25 protein-coding genes are annotated in these 23,832 nt (G+C 61.4%); 24 read left to right on the forward strand and 1 reads right to left on the reverse strand.

Annotation, left to right across the window (positions count from 1 at the left end; genetic code table 11):
• Positions 1 to 108 precede the first annotated feature (108 nt).
• A complete protein-coding gene (locus tag HYH08_RS11915; RefSeq protein WP_228747759.1) occupies positions 109 to 1,278 on the forward strand; it encodes a serine hydrolase domain-containing protein in 1,170 nt (389 codons plus the stop codon).
• A gap of 319 nt (positions 1,279 to 1,597) precedes the next feature.
• On the opposite strand, the gene HYH08_RS11920 is transcribed toward HYH08_RS11915, so the two are convergent.
• Positions 1,598 to 1,879, reverse strand: coding sequence for a helix-turn-helix domain-containing protein (locus HYH08_RS11920; RefSeq protein WP_220009973.1), 282 nt, complete (start codon positions 1,877 to 1,879; stop codon positions 1,598 to 1,600).
• A 99-nt stretch (positions 1,880 to 1,978) separates the two neighbouring features.
• Here HYH08_RS11920 and HYH08_RS37405 point away from each other — a divergent pair, with 99 nt between their 5' ends.
• From HYH08_RS37405 to HYH08_RS12030, 23 genes are all read left to right on the forward strand, one after another.
• Complete coding sequence (locus tag HYH08_RS37405) at positions 1,979 to 2,251, forward strand: DUF2285 domain-containing protein (RefSeq protein WP_228747760.1); 273 nt, start codon at positions 1,979 to 1,981, stop codon at positions 2,249 to 2,251.
• Positions 2,252 to 2,416: 165 nt separating this feature from the next.
• On the forward strand, positions 2,417 to 2,611 hold the full coding sequence (locus HYH08_RS11925; protein ID WP_220009974.1) for a transcriptional regulator domain-containing protein: 195 nt from the start codon (positions 2,417 to 2,419) through the stop codon (positions 2,609 to 2,611).
• A gap of 136 nt (positions 2,612 to 2,747) precedes the next feature.
• Positions 2,748 to 3,188 carry a DUF2285 domain-containing protein gene (locus HYH08_RS11930; RefSeq protein ID WP_220009975.1) on the forward strand — a complete coding sequence of 147 codons (441 nt, stop codon included), beginning with the start codon at positions 2,748 to 2,750 and terminating at the stop codon, positions 3,186 to 3,188.
• 133 nt (positions 3,189 to 3,321) lie between these two features.
• Positions 3,322 to 3,603: a helix-turn-helix transcriptional regulator gene (locus tag HYH08_RS11935; protein ID WP_027531635.1), complete on the forward strand. Its 282-nt coding sequence runs from the start codon at positions 3,322 to 3,324 to the stop codon at positions 3,601 to 3,603.
• Between the two features lie 22 nt (positions 3,604 to 3,625).
• A complete protein-coding gene (locus HYH08_RS11940) occupies positions 3,626 to 4,507 on the forward strand; it encodes a replication initiator protein A (RefSeq protein ID WP_220009976.1) in 882 nt (293 codons plus the stop codon).
• Between the two features lie 289 nt (positions 4,508 to 4,796).
• Complete coding sequence (locus tag HYH08_RS11945) at positions 4,797 to 5,261, forward strand: DUF2840 domain-containing protein (RefSeq protein ID WP_220009977.1); 465 nt, start codon at positions 4,797 to 4,799, stop codon at positions 5,259 to 5,261.
• Positions 5,258 to 5,770, forward strand: a complete 513-nt coding sequence (locus HYH08_RS11950; RefSeq protein ID WP_220009978.1) for a S26 family signal peptidase — start codon at positions 5,258 to 5,260, stop codon at positions 5,768 to 5,770. Before HYH08_RS11945 ends, HYH08_RS11950 begins: the two co-directional genes overlap by 4 nt.
• A gap of 206 nt (positions 5,771 to 5,976) precedes the next feature.
• Positions 5,977 to 6,666: a lytic transglycosylase domain-containing protein gene (locus HYH08_RS11955; protein ID WP_349631418.1), complete on the forward strand. Its 690-nt coding sequence runs from the start codon at positions 5,977 to 5,979 to the stop codon at positions 6,664 to 6,666.
• 334 nt (positions 6,667 to 7,000) lie between these two features.
• The gene (locus tag HYH08_RS11960) at positions 7,001 to 8,065 is read left to right on the forward strand and encodes an IS110 family RNA-guided transposase (protein WP_220009979.1); all 1,065 of its coding nucleotides are present in this window, start codon (positions 7,001 to 7,003) and stop codon (positions 8,063 to 8,065) included.
• 550 nt (positions 8,066 to 8,615) lie between these two features.
• Positions 8,616 to 10,379 (forward strand): relaxase/mobilization nuclease domain-containing protein, encoded by a 1,764-nt coding sequence (locus HYH08_RS11965; RefSeq protein ID WP_220009980.1) that lies wholly within the window; start codon positions 8,616 to 8,618, stop codon positions 10,377 to 10,379.
• A 36-nt stretch (positions 10,380 to 10,415) separates the two neighbouring features.
• Positions 10,416 to 12,404, forward strand: coding sequence for a conjugal transfer protein TraG (locus HYH08_RS11970; RefSeq protein WP_220009981.1), 1,989 nt, complete (start codon positions 10,416 to 10,418; stop codon positions 12,402 to 12,404).
• A gap of 6 nt (positions 12,405 to 12,410) precedes the next feature.
• Complete coding sequence (locus HYH08_RS11975; protein ID WP_220009982.1) at positions 12,411 to 12,836, forward strand: CopG family transcriptional regulator; 426 nt, start codon at positions 12,411 to 12,413, stop codon at positions 12,834 to 12,836.
• Positions 12,837 to 12,971: 135 nt separating this feature from the next.
• Positions 12,972 to 14,300, forward strand: a complete 1,329-nt coding sequence (locus HYH08_RS11980; RefSeq protein WP_220009983.1) for an MFS transporter — start codon at positions 12,972 to 12,974, stop codon at positions 14,298 to 14,300.
• Between the two features lie 227 nt (positions 14,301 to 14,527).
• Complete coding sequence (trbB, locus tag HYH08_RS11985; protein ID WP_220009984.1) at positions 14,528 to 15,442, forward strand: P-type conjugative transfer ATPase TrbB; 915 nt, start codon at positions 14,528 to 14,530, stop codon at positions 15,440 to 15,442.
• A gap of 1 nt (position 15,443) precedes the next feature.
• Positions 15,444 to 15,767, forward strand: coding sequence for a TrbC/VirB2 family type IV secretion system protein (locus tag HYH08_RS11990; protein ID WP_220009985.1), 324 nt, complete (start codon positions 15,444 to 15,446; stop codon positions 15,765 to 15,767).
• Positions 15,767 to 16,030 carry a VirB3 family type IV secretion system protein gene (locus HYH08_RS11995; RefSeq protein ID WP_129145598.1) on the forward strand — a complete coding sequence of 88 codons (264 nt, stop codon included), beginning with the start codon at positions 15,767 to 15,769 and terminating at the stop codon, positions 16,028 to 16,030. Before HYH08_RS11990 ends, HYH08_RS11995 begins: the two co-directional genes overlap by 1 nt.
• A 10-nt stretch (positions 16,031 to 16,040) precedes the next feature.
• Positions 16,041 to 18,482 (forward strand): conjugal transfer protein TrbE, encoded by a 2,442-nt coding sequence (gene trbE / locus HYH08_RS12000; RefSeq protein WP_220009986.1) that lies wholly within the window; start codon positions 16,041 to 16,043, stop codon positions 18,480 to 18,482.
• Complete coding sequence (gene trbJ / locus HYH08_RS12005; RefSeq protein WP_220009987.1) at positions 18,479 to 19,210, forward strand: P-type conjugative transfer protein TrbJ; 732 nt, start codon at positions 18,479 to 18,481, stop codon at positions 19,208 to 19,210. Before trbE ends, trbJ begins: the two co-directional genes overlap by 4 nt.
• Entirely contained in the window at positions 19,210 to 19,581 is a 372-nt protein-coding gene (gene trbK-alt / locus HYH08_RS12010; protein ID WP_220009988.1) for a putative entry exclusion protein TrbK-alt, read from the forward strand. The genes trbJ and trbK-alt overlap by 1 nt, the downstream gene beginning before the upstream one ends.
• Positions 19,578 to 20,807 carry a P-type conjugative transfer protein TrbL gene (gene trbL / locus HYH08_RS12015; protein ID WP_220009989.1) on the forward strand — a complete coding sequence of 410 codons (1,230 nt, stop codon included), beginning with the start codon at positions 19,578 to 19,580 and terminating at the stop codon, positions 20,805 to 20,807. The genes trbK-alt and trbL overlap by 4 nt, the downstream gene beginning before the upstream one ends.
• A gap of 99 nt (positions 20,808 to 20,906) precedes the next feature.
• Positions 20,907 to 21,590: a conjugal transfer protein TrbF gene (gene trbF / locus HYH08_RS12020; protein ID WP_220009990.1), complete on the forward strand. Its 684-nt coding sequence runs from the start codon at positions 20,907 to 20,909 to the stop codon at positions 21,588 to 21,590.
• Positions 21,587 to 22,621 (forward strand): P-type conjugative transfer protein TrbG, encoded by a 1,035-nt coding sequence (gene trbG / locus HYH08_RS12025; RefSeq protein WP_220009991.1) that lies wholly within the window; start codon positions 21,587 to 21,589, stop codon positions 22,619 to 22,621. Before trbF ends, trbG begins: the two co-directional genes overlap by 4 nt.
• Entirely contained in the window at positions 22,618 to 23,829 is a 1,212-nt protein-coding gene (locus HYH08_RS12030; RefSeq protein WP_220009992.1) for a TraB/TrbI/VirB10 family type IV secretion system protein, read from the forward strand. Before trbG ends, HYH08_RS12030 begins: the two co-directional genes overlap by 4 nt.
• Positions 23,830 to 23,832 lie beyond the last annotated feature (3 nt).

Raw genomic sequence — 23,832 nt, forward strand, 5'->3', positions numbered from 1 at the left:
TTGTTGGCTGCGGCTGCTGGAAGTTGCCTTCTTCCTTTGTCCACCCGAGCTGACGCGACGGTGATGCGTCACGTGCCCGCTAGCCCGCCGAACTGGAGAACGATCGCGATGGAAGCCGATGCCCCTCAGCCTGAAGTGAACCTGTCGAACTGGAGGCAATCGCCTCAAAATCATCGCGCGTTCCATCATCTCCCGTCCGAAATCGCAACAGCACGCGTCCGGTCCGGGAGCAAAGGAGCCTCGTTTCCCAGCTCCTCCGAGTCCATCGCGGCGTTCTCGCTGCGGTTACCCAATGGCTCGTCCATGGGCCTGGAGCCGTTTCTGGCGGCGACGTCGACCGACGCCATGATCGTGCTGCACGACGGGCGGCTTGTTTACGAGGCCTATCGCAACGGCATGGAGCCCAACTCGCGCCACATCGCGATGTCCGCGACTAAGGCCGTCATCGGGCTGTTGACGGAGATCCTGGCCGCGGACGGAGCGATCAAGCTCGATAGGCCCATCACTGCCTATGTGCCTGAGGTCGCCAACTCGCCCTACGCAGCCGCGTGCGCGAGGGACTTGCTCGACATGCGCGTCGCCGTCCTTTTCGACGCGGCGCAGGAGAGGATATATGCCCAATCGGTCGGATGGGAGCCGCCCAGCGATCCCAAGACAGACATCAAGACAGATATTCGGAGCTTTCTCTCCCGGCTCAGTGGCCCGGCTTGGGCATGCGGGGGCGGCTTTACCTATCATTCCGCAAACACCGATCTGCTCGGATGGGTCATCGAGAGAGCAACCTCCGCGAAGGTGCAAGACCTGCTGTCCGAGAAATTATGGACTCTGATAGCCAGCGATGATGCCGAGTTCACCCTGGATTGGGACGGCTTTGTCCGCAGCGCAGGTGGCGTCTGTGCAACGGCCCGCGACCTGGCGCGCCTAGGGCAGGTGGTTTGCCTCGACGGTTCCTCCGGCAGCACGCAGATCTTCCCGAACCACATTGTGCAAGGTCTTGCGGCCGGCGGTGATCGCAAGGCGTGGAGCTCCGGTCAGTGGGGTGAATCGTTCGCTCCCATCAGCCGAAGCATGAGCTATCGCAGCGGATGGTATACGGTCGACACCGATCCGGAGATATTGTTCGCGATGGGCATCCACGGCCAAAATCTATTTGTTGATCGCAAGAACAAGATCGTCATGGCCAAATTCTCATCCTGGCCGCAGCCCGTCGACGGTCGAACGATGTGGCTGACGCATGCCGGGTTTGATGAGGTGCGCAGGTGCCTGCAAACGAGCTGATTGCGCTTAGGGAATAGCAGTTCCTGACGTTTCACAGTCCATATTAATCCAGTTTTGTCGCAGATGGAGTCATTCGGTCAACTGGTAAGCCTTCCAACTTATCAGTCTCATGATGAGCTTACCGCTTAACGGGTGGCTGTGCGATCCATGTAATATTGAGGTCCGCTCCTCGTTGAAAAGCAGACGAAAGAATGGGAATGCCGCTGGTCGCCTTTTGGCCCTTCAGCGACTTCGGGAGACGTCCGCTTTCCCGCCGCTCTTAGGGATTGAGCAGACATCAGGCGGCCAGCCACCTAATGAGTACACAGCCGTGCAGCGACTACTTGCTCTTTGGGCTGGGACGAATCCGTTTGCGGCCCTTGGCTAATGGCTTTGGCGTGGCGGCTCCCTTGGGCGGTTCAAGAAAGAATTCTGAGAGCCGAACACCTAGCGTTTCGGCCAGTCGCTCGAGCAGATCAATGGTTGGATTCTCGGTTTGTCGCTCCAAGCCGCTCATATATGAACGATCAATCCCAGCATCATATGCCAATTGCTCTTGCGGAATACCGCGAGCGACGCGGATTCGGCGGACGTTCCAAGCCACAAGCGCACGAGCTTTCATGCGCAAAAGCAGCCATCGTGTAGACCATCAAACCACTGGCTATAACCGATCTATTCAGATACTTTGATCCTGGGTTTCCATCGAATAACACGCATAGATATGAATGGGCCGCCATTAGATCCTGACGTCGCGGATGTCGCGCCGAACGAGCCGGCGCTGACGGCCTACGACGAAGAGCATGTCGTCACGTACATGCGCCTTCTGCAGGCCGAAGGTGAGGGGGCGGACTGGCACGAAGTGGCTCGCGTAGTCTTGCATTTGGACCCCGAGCGAGAGCCGGACCGTGCGCGGAGCGCATATCAGAGTCACTTTGCGCGGGCTAAATGGTTGACCGAGCAGGGCCGTCTATTACGTGGCACTGGCTCTAAATAGAAGAAACTCGTCGAGAGGCGGCTCGCAGACAGAACTATCTTCTTCTGCTGATCGGCGGTCATTCCGGTGCACCACGTGGTGCCAAACTAGGGTCTTCCTACAACCGCTTCGTTCATACCTATTGCGGCGCAATCGTTGTTAGCTGTATGCAATGGGGCGGAAGCAATGCCTGAATTCGACTGGCGGTCGCCGGATTCCTATAAGAGCCTACAAGACGCGGAAGTCACCGACATCGCCTGGGAATGTCTCCGCCGCAACGCCGACTATCGGCGCGAGTATGAGGCGATGATTGCCAACAGTCCGAACGGCGAAGTGACTGACGAATTCAGGAGGAAATGGGGTATCTGCTTTCGCCCATGACCCGCAGAGGTCATTCGACGAGCAGACGATCTTTTGGGCGCCGGAGGTTCTAGCGACGGTCATTCCGGTGACGGTTGCCTCGACGACCGACCTCGTATCGGCGTCTCAGCCACTGCTTGACCTTACAGTTGGCCAGATGCGCCGCGCTGTCGACGGCTGGCATGCCGTTCTGCGCATCGGTGCGATAGATCATCGTGTCTGGTCCAACGAGCCGCCGGTGCTCGGCGCATCATATGCGGCCGAACTGCCGTTCGATGGCGATTTCGAGGAGCGTGCGTATGCAGCCCGGCGGCTGTGGCGCTCGATCAATGGACGCGCGCCAGGTCCTGCCTTTCATCAACTGTCGAAACAGCGGCGCGACCGCTTGAGGGCTGCGATCCGTGCGCTCGACGCGCACGGCGCGGGCGCAAGCTATCGCGTTATCGCCGAAGCGCTGTTCGGCAAAAAGCGCATCCCCGATCGCGCCTGGAAAACCCATGATCTGCGTAATCGAACGATCCGCCTGGTGCAAGGCGGCCTCGCGTTGATGCGCGGTGGTTACCGCAAACTTCTGCGGCCCGGGCGCAAGGACGAGTAGCGCCGCCCCGGAGGGGTGCCGAAAATCGTACCCCCAACATTCGGCATCCCCCTCCGAGATCCTGCTCCTCCATGATGACCGCACACACGCCGGCCTAGCCATGCGTGGTGCGATGTTCTCCTGGAGTCCTCAAATGCCCGATCCGATGGCCGGTCTACCCCCGCGCTTCCTGCGTACACCTGAGGCCGCGCGCTATCTCGGCCTGTCCGGCCGCACGCTCGAGAAGCACCGCACGTACGGCACCGGACCGACGTATCGGAAGATCGGCGGACGAGTCGTCTACGCGGTCGATGACCTGAAAGCGTGGGCCGACCGCGGCGCCAAGACGTCGACATCCGATCCCGGCAAGGGGACCGTGCTGCCGGCCAAGAAGCATCCGACCCTGCGTCCCTATGCAGGCCAGGAACGTCGCTGATGTCAGCGCGAGAGCAGTGACTATGCGGCGCAAACACCATTCCGAGCGCGACCAGCTTGAGCTCTTTCGAGCGCTACCCGGCGATCTCGCGCCGCGCGATGCGCAGGACCTGATGGCTTATCCGTTCTTCTCGCTCGCAAAAAGAAAGCGAACTGTGCCGATCGATTTTCGTGCCGGCGCGGTTGCAATTCGGGTCGAAGCTGTACCGGAACACGGCATGGCGACCATTTGGGATGCAGACGTTCTGATCTGGGCCGCGTCCCAGATCGTCGAAGCCCGCGATGCCGGCTTGAAGACCTCGCGCCTGATGGCTGCAACCCCTTACGAAATTCTGACGTTCGTCGGCCGCGGCACCAGCGCGCGTGACTACGACCGGCTGAAGGCGGGTCTCGACAGACTTCAGTCAACAACGGTGCTGACATCGATCCGCCAGCCGGCAGAACGGCGACGGCACCGCTTCTCCTGGATCAACGAGTGGAAGGAGACATCCGATGCAAACGGACGTCCGTTCGGACTAGAGCTGATCCTGCCGGATTGGTTCTACGCGGGCGTCATCGACGACGCGCTCGTGCTGACGATCGACCGCGCCTATTTCGAGCTCACAGGCGGACTTGAGCGCTGGCTTTACCGCCTCGTGCGCAAGCACGGCGGTCGGCAGGATGGCGGCTGGAGCTTTGACCTTGTGCACCTCCATGCCAAGTCAGGCATCCTCTCGCCGCTCAAGCACTTTGCTTACGACGTACGTCAGATCGTCCAGCGCCAGACATTGCCCGGCTATCAACTCGTGCTCACGCGCGATCCGAACGGCATCGACCGGCTGAACTTCACGCCAACGCCTGTTGCTCCCTTAACGGCACGCTTGCGCCGGCGCGGTCTCATCCAAATTCGAAAGGACAACCTGTGAATCAGCTCGTGCTATCGGGGGCCGCAACCCTCGTGCTATCGGGGACCCGATCCTCGTGCTATCGGGGACCGGAATCGAGCTTAAGAGCTTGTTTCTTCGCGCTTTCCGGCCGCTCTAACTTTACTAACCAGAAATCCTTCGGATTTCTTCTAACGGAGCAGGCCGAAAGCCGCGTTTATGACGCTCGGCAACGGCAGTTCGACAGTCCAGCCTGCCTTTGCAGGCCGTACACACTCTCCACTGAGCCCCAAGCTCCCGGCTGCCAGCTCCAGCGTCAGGGAGTCGCCGCATGAGCGATCTCACCGAAGTGGAAGTGTTGTGGCTCGAGAAGCGCATCGAAAACCGCGTTCGTTTCGGTCGCGTTGTCGAGGAACGGAAGATCGATCGCCATCGGCGTGTCCTGTCTTTTGCTCCCGGCAGCATCTTTGCCTTCGTCCGTTGGACCTCCAACGACTTTGGGACAATCATTTCGCGGATCGACATCTTGCGCGCAGTCGCACCGGGACAGCGCTGCTCGACCGTTCCTTATGTGACACCCGGCGGTGAGATTCTGTTGCGGCTGTCCGGGTGGCCGAAGGTCGAACGGGTGTTGCAGATGATCGATGCCATTGAGGCGCTCGGCATCGATCCAGCTGATGTCGCGCCTGATCATTGGCATCACGTTCATAACCGCCTGTCCGTCAACGAGAAGCCACGCCCGTATACGAAAGCGCGCCATCAGGCCTGGCTTCATCGCCAAAAGGTGATGCGATGACGCGCCGCCTCATGATGCTGGCCGTGACGATTGGGGTCGCTGCTGCGCTCATCGCGACGACCGTCCTGGAGCCGCTTCCGCTTTACATCTGGAATGCATCCGCGAGCGTGCCGATCGGTCTCTACCGCCTCCGACCGGCGGACCAATTCCAAGTCACTGAGTTGGTCGCTGTGCAACCGCCGGAACCGCTCGCGACCTTCCTCGACCTTAACGGCTATCTGCCCATTGGCGTCCCCATGCTGAAGCGCGTGCTTGCTCTTCCCGGGCAGACCGTTTGCAGAACGGACCTCACGATTTCGGTCGACGACGTCGCGGTGGGCGAAGCGAGGGATCGCGACGGACGCGGACGGCCATTGCCGAAATGGCAGGGCTGCCGCGTCGTCGGCGACGGCGAGCTGTTTCTAATGAACTGGCAGTCCGACGACTCCCTGGATGGCCGATATTTTGGATTCTTGCCGGCATCGGCGGTGATCGGCCGAGCTCTGCCCGTGTGGACGTGGGAGGAATGATCGTGCGTATTCCACGCTCTTACCCCGCCATTCCTCTGTTCGATCGATCGCGGGACTATTCCTCCGTCCCGACCAATGCTTGCAGGCCCGACGCGCGCCGCGGCAGTCCAGGGCGGCCGCATGGCCGGCGCGAAGCGGCTTTACCCTGGACGGGCGCGAGCACGACGGCATGCTCGGCTCGGTCGGGCGGGCGTGTTTGGGCTGTCGTGTCGCTGCTGCTTATTTTCGCTACTTCGGACGGTGCTGCTCTAGCCGAAAATAGACCGGCATTAGCTCAAGCGGCCGCTCAGGCAGGCAACCCGTTTGCAGCTTTCGTCGACGAAGCCTCCCAGCGTTTTGCAATTCCGATGGACTGGATCGGTTCGGTCATCAACATCGAAAGTGCCGGCGACGTCCACGCCAAGTCGCCTAGAGGCGCAATGGGCTTGATGCAAATCATGCCGGCGACCTGGGCGGAACTTCGCGAGCGCTACAAACTCGGGAACGACCCCTACGACCCGCATGACAACATTCTGGCCGGCACGGCGTACTTGCGCGAATTGCTCGATCGGTATGGTTCGCCTGGCGTGTTTGCCGCGTACAACGCGGGACCAGCTCGGTATGAAGAGCATCTCGCTGGTAGCTCCTTGCCAGAAGAGACGCGAGCATACGTAGCAAAGTTTGCAAACCTGCTTGCCACCGAACTGCCGCCGAGATGGACGTCCAGCGGACAGTCATCAGCAGCTGCGACGCTATTCGTCACACGATCCGATCTCATGAAGTCGCGCTATCGGTTGCCGGCGCTCATGCCGTCCAGCGGTGTCACGACCGCAATTTCGGCGCCCGATGTTTCGCCCATGGTCCCTCGGCCTGTTGGCGTGTTCGTGCCTCGATCGGATTCGGGAGCATCGCAATGACCAGGTGTGCGGGTTCGCAATCTGGTGGCGTATGGGCGATGCCTTCGGCCCGCGCTCTACTCGTCGCTTCGCTCCTCACCGAGCCACCCTTCGGGTGTCTCGGCCCTTCGGGTAACGATCGCTATCGCAAGCGCTCGGAAGCAGCGGAGGCTTCGCAAGTCGGCTGCCAGGTCGCGGCGGCTCTTTCGGGATCCGGCGACTGGGAGACCACGACGGCAGGACGGCTCTTCAAATCGGGCTTCGAGAAACCGGTGCACGAAGATAGTCGCCCTGTGGTCGAATCCGGAGTCTGGTGCAACGACTTAGGCGGTCGTTGCCACACAGGAGAGCTCCGATGAAACTTTACGTTGGGTTGGACGTCGGTCTTGAAGAAACCAGTCTCTGCATCGTCGATGGCGAGGGTCTCACGGTCCGTGAGCTCAAGGTCAGCACCGAGCCAGCGGCGATCCGCTCCGCAGTAGAGGGCTACGCGGATCGCCTCGAGAGAGTGGGAGTCGAGGCGTCATCGCTTGGCATCTGGCTGTATCGCGAACTGCAACCAGCGGGGCTCCCGATCATTGTCGTCGAAGCGCGCCACATGCGCGTTTTGCTGTCGACAATGCGGAATAAGACCGACCGGAATGACGCGCGCGGCATCGCGCGGATGATGCGACTGGGTTGGTACCGCGCCGTCCATGTCAAGAACATCGACATGCAGAAGATGCGTACGTTGCTGACCAGTCGGAAGCTGCTCAAGCGCAAGCTGATCAACCTCGAAAACCACATTCGTGGTGCGCTGCGGGCCTATGGTTTGCTCGTCGGAGCGGTCGCCCGCGGCGCCTACGAGGCCCGCGTCCGCGTGCTGATTGAGCGCAGCGATCCGATCTTCGTAATGACCATCGAGGCCATACTCGACGTGCGCCGTGCCATCCTCAAAGGCTACGATCGGCTCCATCGTGTGCTCCTACAGGTGGTCCAGCATGATGCTGTCTGCCGGCGCCTGATGACGGTTCCGGGCGTCGGTCCCGTTGCGGCCCTGTCGTTCAAAGTCGGCGTCGACGACCCTCATCGCTTTGCCCGATCGCGAACGGTGGGTGCGCATTTTGGCTTGGCGCCGAGGCGGCACCAGTCCGGCACGTCGATCGATTACGAGGGGCGCATCAGCAAACAGGGCGACATAGCCGTACGCGAGGCGCTTTGCGAGGCGGCCGCAAGCCTGATGCTACGAGTCAGGAAATGGTCGGCACTGCGGGCGTGGGGCCTGCGGATCGCCAAACGGTCGAGCATGCTGTGCGCGATCACCGCGGTCGCGCGCAAGCTCGCAAGCATTCTGCACCGGATGTGGGTCAGCGAGACCGATTTCCACGTCGGTTTTGGCGCCAAAATCACGCAGCGCATGCGGTTGAAACCTGCACGGTAGCTGCGGTGCAAATGACGATGGATTAGCGCTGGGTTTAACGCCCGGCTTGTTGAGAAGGAGCAAAATAAGAGATCCGCGCGCGCGGTGAGCGTCCCCTGGCGGGGCCGCGAAACGGGGAATGTCCGCTATCTCTTGCCTGCTGCCGCCCTTCGGGGACGAGAGCGCCGGACTGCTTGGACAGCCCTGTTTACCAACCTGATGAAGAGCATGCGACGGCCGATGTGCTGAACGCGAAGGAACGCATGGACCCCGCCTGGTGAATGCCGATCGCAAACGCGGTTGTGGTGACGTTTGTGCGTTGTTGATGCAGGGAGTCGGTAATGGCTGAAGTGCGAAGAGTCGAAGAAAAGCGTAGAAATGAGTTGACTTTACCCGCCCGATTAGGAAGGCGAGATAAAAGGGGCTCGCCGGTCGAACCGCAAGCCATTGGCATGGCTTGGGTTCTGGCGTGCCGGTCGGTCGGGGCGCGTGCCGCGCAGCGCATTTTGGCGAATGCAATCAAAGGTCTTTTCGGCACCGTGTGCGCTTTTGATCGTTGGGAGGCCCTGCAGTGAGCGTGGGCGACAGTGATCTGCGTGTTCGGCCTGGGCGTATCCGCAGTACCCGCGCGCCGAAGCCGAAGAGCTTTATCAACCAGGTGCTGCGCGCCGCGAAGAAGGCAGGACATACCTCGGGGCAGGCCGCTGCTGGCAGGCGTGCTGCGGCCTATGGGCGCTCGACGTTTGGCCGCGGGCGCCTTGCTTTTAGCCGTGCCAGATTGTTCAGCCCGACGCGGCGCGTTGTGGTGAAGGCGCGTGTTGTCCGACACAAAGGACGAGCCTTCCGTTCAGCGCCACTGAGCGCCCACCTCTCATATCTGAAGCGCGACGGCGTGACCCGGAGTGGTGAACGGGCCGAGATGTTCGACGCCGGCAGCGACCGTGCCGATAGCGCGGCTTTTGCATTACGCTGCAAGGACGACCGGCATCATTTCAGATTCATTGTCTCGCCGGAGGATGCCGGGGAGATGACCGACCTGAAGGCCTTTACTCGCGACCTCGCTAGGCAGATGGAGACCGATCTCGGCACGCGGCTCGATTGGGTGGCCGTCGATCACTGGAACACGGACAATCCCCACGTCCATCTTCTCGTTCGGGGATTGGATGAAGAGGGGGCGGATCTCGTGATCTCCCGCGACTACATCAGCCGGGGCCTGCGCTCACGCGCCGAGGAACTGGTCGTCATCGAACTGGGTCCAAAGCCGGAGCACGAGATCCGCAATTCGCTGGAGAGGGAAGTCACGGCGGAACGATGGACGCGGCTCGATCGGGAGATCCGGCTGGCAGCCGATGAGACCGGCACTATCGATCTTCGCCCAGAGAATTCCGGCAAGTCCGATCCCGAGATCCGGCGCCTGATGGTCGGTCGCCTTCAACACCTCGAGAAGATGGGTCTTGCTGCAACCGCCTCGCCGGGGGAGTGGATGGTCGGGCTCGAGGCCGAACGTAGCTTGCGCGATCTCAGTATGCGCGGCGACATCATCAAGACCATGCACCGCGCTTTTACCGAGCGTGGGGAAGCGCGCGGCGTTGCCGACTTCGTCATCGAAGGTGGGCAACCGACATCCCAGATTATCGGACGACTGATCGACCGAGGATTGCATGACGAACTGACCGGCGAGGCCTATGCCCTGATCGACGGAACAGACGGACGGGCGCACCACGTCCGTTTCCGCGGGATCGAGGCCTTCGACGAGGCACCGGCGATCGGCGGAATCGTCGAAGTCCGACGCTTCGGTCAAGCCGGCGATCCGCGGCCGACCTTGGTTCTCGCGACACGCTCCGATCTCGATCTTGGCAGCCAGATCACGGCACGAGGGGCAACCTGGCTCGACCACAGACTGGTTGAACGCGACCCCATGCCGCTCGCCATGGGCGGATTCGGCCGCGAGACCCGCGAAGCCATGGAAGCCCGTACCGAGCATCTGATCCAGGAGGGCCTGGCGCGGCGGCAGGGCCAGCGCATCATCCTGCAGCGCGACCTCCTGAACACGTTGCGCCGACGTGAGTTGGACGAGGTGGCCGCAAAAGTCTCGGCCGATACCGGCCTGCCTCACGTGAAGCCTGACTCCGGGGAGCATGTGGCGGGCACATATCGTCAGCGGCTGACGCTTACCTCGGGACGCTTTGCCTTGATCGACAATGGGCTCGGCTTCCAGCTCGTGCCCTGGTCCCGCGAACTCGAAAAGAAACTCGGCCAACACGTCACGGGCGTCGTGAAGGACGGCGGTGGCATCGAATGGGGCTTTGGTCGCAAGCGCGGCCTCGGCCTCTAGCTATCTCGCCAATTCAGTTGCGGAAAGGCGTTTGAGATGTCCGGAACCAAAATCCTCTGGGGACAGGTGATCTCCGTCGGCCTGATCGTTTTGCTCGCTATCTGGGGAGCAACCGAGTGGACGGCTTGGCGGCTCGCGTACCAGCCGGAGCTTGGCCGCCCCTGGTTCGAGCTTTGGGGTTGGAAAGTCTATTACCCGCCAGTCTTCTTCTGGTGGTGGTTCGTCTACGACGCGTATGCGCCTCAAATCTTTGTCGAGGGGGCCTTCATTGCGGCGTCGGGGACCTTCGTTTCGATCGGGGTGGCGATCGGCATGTCGGTGTGGCGGGCGCGTGAAGCCAAGAATGTCGAGACCTATGGTTCGGCGCGCTGGGCCGGTCTGGAGGAGGTGAGAGCGGCCGGGCTTCTCGGTCCAGACGGTGTGGTGCTGGGCAAGCTCGATCGCGACTACCTTCGTCATGACGGACCGGAACATGTTTTGTGTTTTGCACCCACGCGATCGGGCAAAGGTGTGGGCCTCGTTGTTCCATCGTTGCTCGCTTGGCCCGGCTCGGCCATCGTCCACGACATCAAGGGTGAGAACTGGCAGCTGACCGCCGGCTTCCGCTCGCGGCATGGTCGCGTCCTGTTGTTCGACCCGACCAACCCAAAATCCTCAGCTTACAATCCGCTGCTCGAAGTCCGGCGCGGGGAATGGGAGGTTCGCGACGTCCAGAACGTCGCCGACGTTCTGGTCGACCCCGAAGGCTCGCTCGACAAGCGAAACCATTGGGAGAAGACCAGTCATTCGCTCCTGGTCGGCGCCATTCTCCACGTCCTCTATGCCGAGTCTGATAAGACCCTGGCCGGTGTCGCCGCCTTCCTGTCCGACCCAAAGCGGCCGATCGAGGCGACGTTGAAGGCGATGATGACCACGCCGCACCTCGGCGAGAACGGCTCTCATCCCGTTGTCGCCTCGACGGCGCGCGAACTCCTCAACAAATCCGAGAATGAACGGTCCGGCGTCCTGTCCACTGCAATGTCGTTCCTCGGGCTCTACCGCGATCCCGTTGTCGCCCAGGTGACCCGCCGCTGCGACTGGCGGATCGCCGACCTGATCGCAGATAGCCGCCCGACGACGCTTTACCTCGTGGTGCCGCCGTCGGATATTTCTCGGACCAAGCCGCTGATCCGTCTGGTGCTGAATCAGATTGGTCGGCGCCTCACCGAGGATTTGCACGCTCGTGACCGCAGGCATCGAGTCCTGATGATGCTCGACGAGTTCCCGGCGTTGGGGCGGCTTGATTTCTTCGAGTCCGCGCTCGCCTTCATGGCGGGGTACGGCATCAAGAGCTTCTTGATCGCGCAGTCGCTCAATCAGATCGAGAAGGCCTACGGGCCCAACAACGCCATCCTCGATAACTGCCACGTCCGCGTCAGCTTCGCGACCAACGACGAGCGGACCGCCAAGCGGGTCTCTGACGCGCTGGGCACGGCGACCGAGATGCGCGCGATGAAGAACTATGCCGGTCACAGGTTGAACCCCTGGCTCGGGCACCTGATGGTGTCCCGCCAGGAGACGGCAAGGCCGCTGCTGACGCCCGGCGAAGTCATGCAGCTTCCGCCGATGGACGAGATCGTCATGGTGGCGGGGACGGCGCCGATCCGGGCGAAGAAGGCCCGCTACTATGACGATCGGCGATTCACCGAGCGGGTCTTGTCACCGCCCGATCCGGCGAGCGCCGGCCGATCGCCGCGAACGGACGGATGGTCAGCGCTCGGACCGTTGAAGCCGACGGCAGGTCCAACTGACGGAGCCACGGAGGCCGAGGAAGACACGGCGAATAGCGGGCTCCGTCGTGAGCCCGAACTTGCCGACCACGTCGCGATCGCCAAGGAGACGACCGAACCGACCCCGGCAGAGGAATTCGCTGGCGTTCTTGACGATGACGAGGACGCGGTCCGCCAGTCCCGGCTCATACGCCAACAGATGCGCGGTGTTGCCCGTCAAGTCGCCTTGGACCCGAATGACGGTATGGAGCTCTGAGGCAATATGCGCGACCGGATGAACGTCTATTTTCCGCCGGAGTTGCTGAAACAGATCTCGGATCTCGCCGATCGCAAGAAGCTTTCCCGGTCCGCAATCGTGGAGGCAGCTGTCGCTTCGTTTCTGTCACCGGATGGCGCGGACAGACGGGAGGCAGCGTTTACCCGTCGGCTGGATCGGTTGTCGCGTCAGATGCAGAGACTGGAGCGCGACGTTGGTTTGACAGCCGAGACTTTGGCCCTCTTCATTCGTTTCTGGCTGACGATCACGCCGCCGCTACCCAACGACGCACAGGCGGCCGCGCAGGCAAAGGGTCGCGAGCGCTTTGAAGGATTTGTCGAGGCGCTCGGGCGCCGTTTGCAGAAGGGGCAAAGCTTTCTCCGCGAGATTCCAGAAGATATCCGCCGTCAGGAACCGGTCGAAGAAACCTGATTGAACCATGTAGGCAGACCATTTCGCCGGTCCTTCTTTTTCTACGCCAGCCTACGATCGCAGCAATTTGGCCAAGCCCACAAAAAGCTGGACGCGCTATCGGCTCCAATGAGTTGAGGAGCAAGAAGGGCCAGCATGCAAGTTTCAGGGGCATGGCGTCTCACCGCGCGCGTATTTCTCCCGTTTGCTGCTGCTTACTATCTTTCGTATCTGTTTCGAACGATCAACGCCTTGATCGCCAGTCATCTCAGCTCGGATGCTGGGCTTGGGGCCGCCGACCTCGGGTTGCTTACCTCGGTCTATTTCCTCGTTTTTGCGGCGGCGCAGATCCCAGTCGGTATATTGTTGGACCGCTTTGGTCCGCGCCGCATCCAGAGTGTTCTGTTCCTGCTCGCAGCAGTAGGCGCCGGTCTGTTCGCAGTATCGAGCGGCTTCCTGTCACTTTTGATCGCGCGTGCAATGATCGGGCTTGGTGTTGCTGCAGCGCTGACTGCTGGACTGAAGTCCATCATCATCTGGTTCCCCAGGGAGCGAGTTGCCTTGCTGAACGGCTGCATGGTCATGCTGGGATCGCTGGGAGCGGTGACAGCTACGGCTCCCGTCGAACACCTGCTCGCCTGGATGGGGTGGCGGACGCTCTTTGAGATCCTGGCCGCCGCCACCGGTGCGACGGCCATTCTCATCTACATCGTAGTGCCTGAACGAAGCATCGCGCTGTCAACAGCGTCCACCAGCCTGAGCTCTGTTTTCAGCGATCGAAGGTTCTGGCGAATGGCTCCGTTATCGGCGACTTGCATTGGATCAGCCTGGTCTCTGCAAGGACTCTGGGCATCACCGTGGCTGACCGACGTGGAGGGGCTTGATCGCGCAAGTCTCGTAAGACAGCTGTTCAAAATGTCGATCATCTTGAGCTGCGGCGCCTTGTTGTTCGGGATGACCGTCCACTACGTCAAACGAAGAGGAATCAGGACGGAGACGGTGTTAGCGACGGTTGCGGTGCTGTTTGTCGCAGCCGAGCTTGCTTTGATCCTGCGAGTGCCTCTGCCGTCCATCTTGCCCTGGTCCTTTGTCGCAATTGCCGGAACGGCAACCGTGGTCAGCTTCGCAGTAATAGCAGATTACTTTCCTCCGGAACTCGCTGGTCGTGCCAATGGTGCCTTGAACGTCTTCCACTTTGGTTGGGCGTTTCTGGCGCAATACGCGACGGGCCTGATCCTGGAGCAATGGTCTGCCAATAATGGCCATCGGCCGCTCCAGGCCTATCAAGTCGCTTTCGGTCTCAACGTAGCACTGCAGATCGCGGCGTTGGCCTGGTTCGTGCTGCCTCGGCGCCGATCCGTCGACTCATGGATGAGTTCAATTTCTTTCTTCATGCCTGCTAATATCTCCGACGCTGTTGAGTCAGTTGGCCTGTATGAGAATTCGGTCGTCCTCCTGCCTGCTGATGACGATGCGGAGTGGTGAACAGCAGCTCGTGCTGAGCCAATGCGAATGAGTAGCCGTCAAATACCAGTTTTCTTTCTTTCTTTTTCTACGCCAGTCTACGATCACCGAACCCGCTTGTTGCGCCAAGTCCGTCGATGCCTTTTCTAATCAGCCCATCTGAGGACGCACTTTGGGCGTCCTCATTCGTGGGGCGAGCGGTGGCAATCCATTCCATTCAATCGGAAGCGAATTCGCGCGGGGCGCGAATGCTGCGTAGCGCGCTTGGCTCTGCGATTGCCGGCTACCTCGAAGACGAAGCGATCATTGAGGTGATGCTCAATCCGGATGGACGGCTGTGGATCGACCGTTTGTCGAACGGCCTGATCGACACAGGCAAAACTCTCTCCGCAGCCGATGGCGAGCGCATTGTTCGCCTGGTTGCGCATCACGTGGGTGCGGAGGTGCATGCCGGCTCGCCGCGTGTCTCGGCCGAACTGCCCGGGACCGGCGAGCGCTTCGAAGGTCTCTTGCCTCCGGTCGTTGCAGCACCGGCCTTTGCAATCCGCAAGCCCGCCGTCGCCGTGTTTACGCTCGACGACTACGTCGCCAGGCGCATCATGACCTCGGAGCAGGCCAGGACCCTGCAGGACGCGGTCGCCGCACGGAAGAACATCCTTGTCGCTGGCGGGACATCGACGGGCAAGACCACGTTGACGAATGCGCTTCTGGCCGAGGTGGCGAAGACCTCCGATCGCGTCGTGCTGATCGAGGACACCCGCGAGTTGCAGTGCAGGGCGCCAAATCTCGTTGCGCTTCGGACCAAGGACGGTGTGGCCACGCTGTCGGATCTTGTCCGCTCGTCACTTCGACTGCGTCCTGACCGCATCCCGATAGGCGAAGTGCGAGGTGCCGAAGCACTCGATCTCCTCAAGGCCTGGGGCACCGGCCATCCCGGCGGCATCGGTACCATCCATGCTGGCACTGCGCTCGGCGCGCTGCGCCGGCTCGAGCAGCTCATCCAGGAAGCCGTCATCACGGTTCCGCGCGCCCTGATCGCCGAGACCATCAACCTCGTCGCCGTGCTGGTGGGACGCGGCGCTGACCGCCGCCTCGCTGAACTCGCGACCGTCTCAGGGCTGGGTGCCACCGGTGACTACAGCCTTTCAACAGCAGGAGACTGACATGCGTCAGCAATTTCGCTTTCTTCGCGGTGCATCGTTGGCCGCCTTCGGCATGATGTTCTTGGCAGTTCAGCCCGCATGGGCGGCTGGTTCGAACATGCCGTGGGAGCAGCCGCTCAATCAGATCCTGCAGTCAGTGGAGGGGCCGGTCGCAAAGATCATCGCGGTCATCATCATCGTGGTGACCGGCCTCACGCTCGCATTCGGGGATTCCTCGGGCGGCTTCCGCAGACTGATCCAGATCGTGTTCGGTCTGTCGATCGCGTTTGCCGCCTCGAGCTTCTTCCTGTCGTTCTTCTCTTTCGGCGGCGGCGTGGTGATCTGATGGATGATCAGGTGGCAGGTTTTGTCGTGCCCGTTCACCGCGCACTCACTGAGCCGATTCTGATGGGCGGCGCGCCGCGGTCGGTCGCGATCGTCAACGGCACGCTCGCGGCAGCCCTAGGGCTGGGACTTCGGCTCTGGATTGCGGGGCTTGTCCTCTGGTTCATCGGCCACATGGCCGCTGTCTGGGCCGCCAAGCGCGATCCCGCCTTTGTCGATGTGGTGCGCCGACATCTGCGAATTCCCGCACATCTCAACACCTGAGTCCTCTGTCATGATGAATCTTGCCGAATATCGCCATTCCAACGCGCGCCTTGCCGACTTCCTGCCCTGGGCGGCCCTCGTCGACGAGGGAATTATCCTCAACAAGGACGGCTCGTTCCAACGGACGGCGAAGTTCCGGGGGCCTGACCTCGACAGCGCGGTATCGGCAGAGCTTGTCGGCGCCGCCGGTCGCCTGAACAACGCCCTGCGCCGTCTGGGATCTGGTTGGGCCGTATTTGTTGAGGCGCAGCGTCATTTTGCTGGGGGCTATCCTCCGAACACCTTTCCGGATGTCGCGTCCGCACTGGTCGACGCCGAGCGCAGAGCTCAATTCGAAGAGGCTGGCGCCCATTATGAGTCCAGCTACTTCTTGACCTTCCTCTATCTGCCTCCCGAGGAGGGAGCGGCTAAGGCGGAGCGATTGCTTTATGAAGGTCGCGACCGAACCGTTGGAGCAGATGCCCGGGAGGTACTGCGCGGGTTTATCGATCAAACCAACCGCATGCTGCAACTCGTCGAAGGGTTCATGCCAGAATGCGCCTGGCTCGATGATCAGGCCACGCTGACCTATCTGCACTCGACGATCTCGACCAAGCGTCACCGCGTTCGCGTGCCGGAAATTCCCATGTACATCGATGCGCTGTTGGCGGATCAGCCGCTGACCGGCGGGCTTGAGCCGATGCTGGGGGCAGCCAATCTGCGGGTTCTGACGATCGTCGGCTTTCCGGGCGCGACGACCCCGGGAATTCTGGATGATCTGAATCGCCTGCCATTCTCTTATCGTTGGTCGACCCGGGCGATCATGCTCGACAAGACCGATGCCACCAAGCTGCTGACCAAGATTCGGCGGCAGTGGTTCGCCAAGCGAAAGTCCATCGGCGCCATTCTCAAGGAGGTTATGACCAACGAGGCATCGACACTGCTCGATACCGACGCTCACAACAAGGCGATAGATGCCGACGCGGCTTTGCAGGAACTTGGGTCGGATCAGATCGGACAAGCCTTTGTCACGGCAACCATCACGGTATGGGACGGCGTTTCCGGTGCCGCCGATGAAAAGCTGAGGCTGGTCGAGAAGGTCATTCAGGGCCGCGATTTCACCTGCATGATCGAGACGGTGAACGCCGTTGAAGCCTGGCTCGGCAGTCTGCCGGGGCACGTCTACGCCAACGTGCGGCAGCCTCCGATTTCGACCCTCAACCTCGCCCATATGATTCCGATGTCGGCCGTTTGGGCTGGCGAGGCGAGGGATCTGCACTTCAAGGGTCCCCCGCTGCTGTTCGGCAAGACGGAGGGATCGACGCCCTTCCGATTCTCGCTCCACGTCGGTGACGTCGGCCATACGCTAGTTGTGGGACCGACAGGAGCAGGCAAGTCAGTCCTGCTTGCCCTAATAGCGCTGCAGTTCAGGCGCTATCCGAACTCACAAGTCTTTGCGTTTGACTTCGGTGGTTCGATCCGGGCGGCCGCGCTCGCCATGGGTGGCGACTGGCATGATCTCGGCGGTGCGTTGTCTGACGGGGACCAAAACACCGTCGCCTTGCAACCGTTGGCCTGGATCGACGATCCTTCCGAGCGTGGATGGGCGACGGAATGGATCGGTGCGATCCTGGCACGGGAAAGGGTCGAGATCACTCCGGAGGTCAAGGATCATCTGTGGTCGGCGCTGACGTCTCTCGCCTCGGCGCCGAGGGAGGAACGTACCCTCACGGGCCTGTCGGTCCTGCTGCAATCGAATGCCCTAAAGCGCGCACTGCAACCCTATTGCCTCGGCGGTCCATCCGGGCGCCTGCTCGATGCCGAATTCGAGCGCCTGGGCGAAGCGTCGGTTCAGGCGTTTGAGACCGAAGGCTTGATCGGCACAAGTGCTGCGCCAGCCGTGCTGGCGTACCTGTTCCATCGTATTGAGGATCGCCTCGATGGCCGGCCGACCCTCCTCATTGTCGACGAGGGTTGGCTTGCCCTCGATGATGACGATTTTGCGGGTCAACTCCGGGAATGGCTGAAGACGCTTCGCAAGAAGAATGCGTCCGTCATCTTCGCCACCCAGTCGCTTTCGGACATCGACGGCTCTGCGATTGCGCCGGCGATCATCGAAAGCTGTCCAACCCGCTTGTTGCTGCCGAACGAACGAGCGATCGAACCGCAGATCACCGCCATCTACCGCCGCTTCGGACTGAACGACCGCCAAATCGAGCTTCTGAGCCGGGCAACGCCAAAGCGCGACTACTATTGCCAGTCGCGTCGGGGCAACCGGATGTTCGAGCTAGGTCTGGGAGAAGTTGCGCTCGCCTTCACCGCGGCCTCTTCCAAGACAGACCAGGCTGTCATCGCGCAACTGCTCGCCGAGCATGGACCCGACGGCTTTGTGCCGGCCTGGCTCCAGCATCGTGACGTCGCCTGGGCCGTCGACCTGATCCCCAATCTCGTCAATCTGGAGAAATCGTTATGAAGCGTCTTGGCCTGTTGGCGGCCGCTGGCACGGTCGGGCTGGTGCTCGGCATCACTGTCCCCGCGCGGGCGCAGTGGATCGTTTTTGATCCCAACAATTATGTTCAGAACGTTCTGACGGCTGCGCGGGAGCTCCAGCAAATCAACAACCAGATCACCTCGTTGCAGAACGAGGCACAAATGCTGATCAATCAGGCCAGGAATCTGGCAAACCTGCCGTATTCATCGCTGCAGCAACTGCAGTCATCGATTCAGCGGACCCAGCAATTGCTGGCCCAGGCCCAGCGCATCGCTTACGATGTCCAGCAGATCGACCGCGCCTTCTCAACCAGCTACGCGCCCGCGACCGGTAGCCAATCGAGCCAATTGCTGATCTCTAATGCTCAGTCGCGGTGGCAGAACTCCTATGCGGCAACGCAAGATGCGCTGCGCGTTCAGGCGGGCATCGTTGGCAACCTCGACACAAATCGCATCCAGACGTCCGCGCTTGTAACATCAAGTCAAGGCGCCAGCGGCGCTCTGCAAGCAACCCAAGCAGGCAATCAGATTCTCGCACTGAACGCGCAGCAGCTTGCCGACCTGACGGCTGTCGTCACGGCGCAAGGTCGGGCGCAGAGTCTTGAAGCAGCTCAGCGTGCCTCGGCCCAGGATCAGGGACGAGAACAGCTTCGGCGCTTCCTGACACCGGGGCAGGGTTATCAATCATCCAGCGTGCAGATGTTCCACTGATGACCGACGTCAAGGCATTCAGGGCGTTGTCGGTGCTTACGACAATCAGCGTGTTGGTCGTCACTGCCTGCACGATTCAGCTTCGTGGCAGAGATGGTCCTTCTCCGCCGCCGAAGGTGGAGCAGAAGACAGATGTGTCCAAGTCCGGCCTCGTACGCTGCCGCAGCGTCACTGCGGTGGAAAAGGCAGATTATCAGCATTGCCAGCAGGTCTGGGCCGAGAACCCGAGTCGCTTCTTCGGCAAGAGCACCCATGCCGCGGATCCTGGCCAAGAAAATCCCGCCACAGGGTTGGCGCCCGCTCCTAAGGACCAGAGCCGGATCCCTCAAGGATATCCGCAACCTGCAACTCCCGAGGCGAGCAAGCCATGACGGGTACGGGGATCATCGACCAGTTTCTGGAAACGTTCACGCGATATATCGACAACGGTTTTGGGCTTCTCGGCAGCGATGTCGGATATCTCGCAACGACCCTTGCCGCGATCGACGTCACGCTCGCCGCGCTGTTCTGGAGTTGGGGGCCGGACGAGGACATCATCGCGCGCCTCGTCAAGAAGACGCTTTTCGTGGGGGTCTTCGCCTGGCTCATCGGTAATTGGAACAGTCTGGTACGCATTGTTTTCGAGAGCTTTGCGGGTCTTGGGTTGAAAGCAACGGGCGCAAGCCTGTCCGCATCCGACTTCCTCAGACCGGGTAAGATCGCCCAAGTCGGACTCGATGCCGGCCGACCGCTACTCGATTCGATCTCGAACCTGATGGGCTACATCAGCTTCTTCGAGAATTTCGTCCAGATCGTCGTTCTGCTGTTCGCCTGGGTCGTTGTGCTGCTTGCCTTCTTCATTCTGGCGATCCAGCTCTTTGTCACCCTGATCGAATTCAAGCTCACGACGCTCGCCGGCTTCGTGCTCGTTCCCTTCGGCTTGTTCGGCAAGACTGCTTTCGCCGCCGAGCGGGTCCTGGGCAACGTCATATCATCCGGCATCAAGGTCTTGGTCCTGGCCGTCATCGTTGGAATTGGCTCGACCCTGTTCTCGCAGTTCACGACTGGCTTCGGCGGCGCACAGCCGACCATTGAAGACGCAATGACTCTGGTGCTTGCGGCACTCTCCTTGCTGGGCCTCGGTATCTTCGGTCCGGGTATCGCAAACGGCCTGGTTTCGGGCGGACCCCAGCTTGGCGCGGGTGCCGCGATTGGAACAGGCCTTGCTGCCGGCGGGATTGTTGCGGCAGGCGCAGGCCTCGCCGCCGGCGGCGCCGGTCTCGCTGGTGGTGCGATTGCAGGTGCCGCGCGCGGTGGGGGAGCCGTCTTGAGCGGTGCGTCCGCCGCCTATCGAAGCGGAGGCATGGCTGGCGTTGCGGAGGCTGGCGCCTCCGCTGCCATGAGCCCGTTGCGTCGTGCAGCGGCTGCGCTCGGCGGAGGTGGAGAAGCCGGTGCGCAGACCGCGAGCACTTCGGCCGAAGGGCAGCCCGATTGGGCGCGACGGATGAAGCGCGCCGAAACCATTCGGCATGGTGCCTCGGCCGCTAGCCAGGCCGTCCGCTCGGGCGATCATGGTGGCAGCGGCTCCTCCGTCGATTTGTCCGAGGGAGAGCGCTGAGACGCAGCCACTGCACCACCGCACCGCCGCAGAGCAGTGCCTCGATCCCTTCACACCGCACTGCTTGCAACGATCACTCGATACCAGGGGCAATCCTCAATGTTTAAAAGACCTTCCGTTCATTACGGGCGCATGCCCGAGCCGGTTACGCCGTATCAGAAAGCAGCGCAGGTGTGGGACGAACGCATTGGATCGGCGCGCGTCCAAGCCAAAAATTGGCGCCTGATGGCCTTTGGCTGCCTCATGCTATCGGCCGGTCTCGCTGGAGGCCTTACCTGGCAATCGAGCCAGGGATCGATCACGCCGTGGGTGGTCGAGGTTGATCAACTCGGAAAGGCCCAAAGGGTCGCGCCTGCCAACATCGACTATCAACCCACTGATGCGCAGATCGCCTACCATCTGGCCCGCTTTATCGAGGATGTCAGAGGTCTACCGGCCGACGGCATCGTTCTGCGCCAAAACTGGCTCAGGGCCTATGATTTTACGACTGATCGCGGTGCCGCGGCGCTCAACGACTATGCGCGCAACAATGACCCCTTTGGCAGGCTGGGCAAGGCGCAGATCTCCGTCGACGTCTCGAGCGTCATTCGCGCGTCGTCGGAAAGCTTTCGGGTCGCGTGGACCGAGCGTGTCTACGACAACGGTTCATTGAGTTCGACCGAGCGCTGGACGGCCATTCTAACCATCGTGATCGAAACGCCGCGCGATGCCGAACGCCTGCGCAAGAATCCTCTTGGCGTCTACGTTCGCGCCATCAACTGGTCGAAGGAGTTGAGTCAGTGACTAAGACGCCGTTTTACGTTCATTCGAAGCACGCCGTCTCTTACAGCAGGATCAGTCCGACTCCGCCCGAATTCTTGACCACGAAGCGAGCAGCTATGTTTGCTCTCCTGCTTGCTTCCTCGGCGATCGGTGGGTGCGCGACTTACATTCCGCCGGAGATCAGCTATGACGCTGAGGTGCCTCCGTTACCGGCGACGCCGGCGGCTCTCGACGAGAAATCGCGACCGCTTCACGTTCCACCTCTCTGGAAGCCGGCTCTCGGCGGCAAGTCGGGAGGGAAGGAAGACGTTGAACCCGTGAGCCGGGTTGAGACCGCAAACAGCGCAGCCCGGGTCGAACCGCGCCGGCGGGGGTATTTCAACGCGGCGCAGATCTACGCCTACAGTCCCGGGGCGCTCTATCAGATTTACGCCGCGCCGGGGCAGATCACGGATATCGCGCTCGAGGACGGAGAACAGTTGACGGGATCGGGGCCGATCGCGGCCGGCGATACCGTGCGCTGGGTCGTGGGCGATACCGAGAGCGGGAGCGGCGACACACGACGCGTCCATATCCTGGTCAAGCCGACCCGCGCATCGATTGAGACCAACCTCGTCGTCAACACAGACCGGCGCACTTACCTGATAGAGCTCCGCTCCCGCGAGCGGCCATACATGCCATCCGTTGCCTGGTACTATCCTGAAACTGTACAGGAACGATCGCGCGCGGTCGCTCTGAAGCCCGTTATTCCGGAGCCGGCGCAGCGCATCTCCCGCTATGCTATCGAAGGGGACAGTCCTCCCTGGCGGCCGCTCGCCGCATATGACGATAGCCGAAAGGTCTACATCGAATTCCCGGCGGGGATCGTGCAAGGCGAGATGCCTCCGCTCTTCGTCATTGGTCCAGACGGCAGGACCGAACTCGTCAACTATCGCGCCTACGGCAACGTGTTGATCGTCGATCGGCTGTTTGCGGCCGCCGAACTGCGGCTTGGCGGTGAACACCAGCAGAAGGTCAGGATTGTCAGGACCGACGGGAGGCCGTCGTCATGAATACCCGGAATGAAGCCGATCACCAGCAAGGTGCTCCGCCGGCTACACCGGAGGAACAGTCCAGGAGCTTCCGCTTGAGAGCAGAGCATCCGCGCGTGACACGGCTGTCGCGGAAGGTCTTGGCCGGGGGGAGCGCGGTTGCCCTGCTTGTCATCGGCGGAGCGGTCCTGTGGTCGCTACAGAGCACTCGCTCCCGTAATCAAGCGGCCGATGAGCTTTACAGCACTGACCACCATAATGTTGCCGACGGCATTACGATGCTGCCGAAGGACTATGCTGGCGTTCCGCGCCAGCCAATCCCGCAGCTTGGTCCGCCACTCCCCGGGGACCTCGGTCGACCGATACTTGCCGCTCAAGGCCAGTCGCCGATGATCGGTACTGATCCGGACCAGCAGCGGCGGGATCAGGAGACCGAAGCAGCTCGCATCAGTCACCTGTTCGCTTCGACCAATGGTCGAGAAGTGCGTCCGTCCGCTGCTGCGACTCCTGGAAGCGAGCGCGTGACGTCGCCGAACGCGTCGAGCACTGGCGATGATGGATATGCGCAGAACGGCCAGGACCGGAAGCTAGCCTTCGTCAACGCCTCAGTGGACCGTCGCACGATCAGCCCTGACCGCGTCACCAGGCCTGCTTCACCATATATCGTGCAGGCAGGGACCGTCATACCGGGAGCCTTGATCACTGGAATCCGATCGGACCTGCCAGGTCAAATTACGGCGCAGGTCACCGAGAATGTCTATGACACGCCGACTGGCCGCTTTCTGCTTGTGCCTCAGGGAGCGCGTCTGATCGGGATCTACGATAGCCAGGTCACTTTCGGCCAGTCCCGCGTCCTGCTCGTCTGGACCCGGTTGATCATGCCAAATGGACGTTCCATCGTTCTCGAGCGGCAGCCTGGCGCCGACGCCGCAGGATATGCAGGCCTTGACGACCAGGTCGACAATCACTGGGGTGAGCTCTTCAAGGCTGCAGCGTTATCGACGTTCTTGGCTGTCGGGACCGAACTGGGCGCCGGTTCAGATACGAATAGCAACGACAGCGCCATCATCCAGGCATTGCGACACGGCGCCTCGGACTCACTGAACCAGACCGGACAGCAGATCGTTCGGCGCAGCCTCAACATCCAGCCCACTCTGACCGTGCGACCGGGTTTTCCGGTTCGTGTTCTCGTCAATCGTGACCTCGTACTTGCGCCATACGGAGGGTAAGCG

The sequence above is a fragment of the Bradyrhizobium sp. BR 10289 genome, assembly GCF_019455385.1.
Lineage (GTDB): Bacteria > Pseudomonadota > Alphaproteobacteria > Rhizobiales > Xanthobacteraceae > Bradyrhizobium.

What these genes read in the sequence shown, in the direction of transcription:
- HYH08_RS11950 (WP_220009978.1), top strand. Translation starts at nt 5,258, where the DNA reads ATGACGCGCCGCCTCATGATGCTGGCCGTGACGATTGGGGTCGCTGCT.
- HYH08_RS11940 (WP_220009976.1), top strand. Translation starts at nt 3,626, where the DNA reads ATGCGGCGCAAACACCATTCCGAGCGCGACCAGCTTGAGCTCTTTCGA.
- HYH08_RS11970 (WP_220009981.1), top strand. Translation starts at nt 10,416, where the DNA reads ATGTCCGGAACCAAAATCCTCTGGGGACAGGTGATCTCCGTCGGCCTG.
- HYH08_RS11915 (WP_228747759.1), top strand. Translation starts at nt 109, where the DNA reads ATGGAAGCCGATGCCCCTCAGCCTGAAGTGAACCTGTCGAACTGGAGG.
- HYH08_RS11995 (WP_129145598.1), top strand. Translation starts at nt 15,767, where the DNA reads ATGGATGATCAGGTGGCAGGTTTTGTCGTGCCCGTTCACCGCGCACTC.
- HYH08_RS11990 (WP_220009985.1), top strand. Translation starts at nt 15,444, where the DNA reads ATGCGTCAGCAATTTCGCTTTCTTCGCGGTGCATCGTTGGCCGCCTTC.
- HYH08_RS11930 (WP_220009975.1), top strand. Translation starts at nt 2,748, where the DNA reads ATGCGCCGCGCTGTCGACGGCTGGCATGCCGTTCTGCGCATCGGTGCG.
- HYH08_RS12030 (WP_220009992.1), top strand. Translation starts at nt 22,618, where the DNA reads ATGAATACCCGGAATGAAGCCGATCACCAGCAAGGTGCTCCGCCGGCT.
- HYH08_RS11980 (WP_220009983.1), top strand. Translation starts at nt 12,972, where the DNA reads ATGCAAGTTTCAGGGGCATGGCGTCTCACCGCGCGCGTATTTCTCCCG.
- HYH08_RS11920 (WP_220009973.1), bottom strand. Translation starts at nt 1,879, where the DNA reads ATGAAAGCTCGTGCGCTTGTGGCTTGGAACGTCCGCCGAATCCGCGTC.
- trbE (WP_220009986.1), top strand. Translation starts at nt 16,041, where the DNA reads ATGATGAATCTTGCCGAATATCGCCATTCCAACGCGCGCCTTGCCGAC.
- HYH08_RS11945 (WP_220009977.1), top strand. Translation starts at nt 4,797, where the DNA reads ATGAGCGATCTCACCGAAGTGGAAGTGTTGTGGCTCGAGAAGCGCATC.
- HYH08_RS11925 (WP_220009974.1), top strand. Translation starts at nt 2,417, where the DNA reads ATGCCTGAATTCGACTGGCGGTCGCCGGATTCCTATAAGAGCCTACAA.
- trbB (WP_220009984.1), top strand. Translation starts at nt 14,528, where the DNA reads ATGCTGCGTAGCGCGCTTGGCTCTGCGATTGCCGGCTACCTCGAAGAC.
- trbK-alt (WP_220009988.1), top strand. Translation starts at nt 19,210, where the DNA reads ATGACCGACGTCAAGGCATTCAGGGCGTTGTCGGTGCTTACGACAATC.
- trbL (WP_220009989.1), top strand. Translation starts at nt 19,578, where the DNA reads ATGACGGGTACGGGGATCATCGACCAGTTTCTGGAAACGTTCACGCGA.
- HYH08_RS11935 (WP_027531635.1), top strand. Translation starts at nt 3,322, where the DNA reads ATGCCCGATCCGATGGCCGGTCTACCCCCGCGCTTCCTGCGTACACCT.
- HYH08_RS37405 (WP_228747760.1), top strand. Translation starts at nt 1,979, where the DNA reads ATGAATGGGCCGCCATTAGATCCTGACGTCGCGGATGTCGCGCCGAAC.
- HYH08_RS11960 (WP_220009979.1), top strand. Translation starts at nt 7,001, where the DNA reads ATGAAACTTTACGTTGGGTTGGACGTCGGTCTTGAAGAAACCAGTCTC.
- HYH08_RS11975 (WP_220009982.1), top strand. Translation starts at nt 12,411, where the DNA reads ATGCGCGACCGGATGAACGTCTATTTTCCGCCGGAGTTGCTGAAACAG.
- trbF (WP_220009990.1), top strand. Translation starts at nt 20,907, where the DNA reads ATGTTTAAAAGACCTTCCGTTCATTACGGGCGCATGCCCGAGCCGGTT.
- trbJ (WP_220009987.1), top strand. Translation starts at nt 18,479, where the DNA reads ATGAAGCGTCTTGGCCTGTTGGCGGCCGCTGGCACGGTCGGGCTGGTG.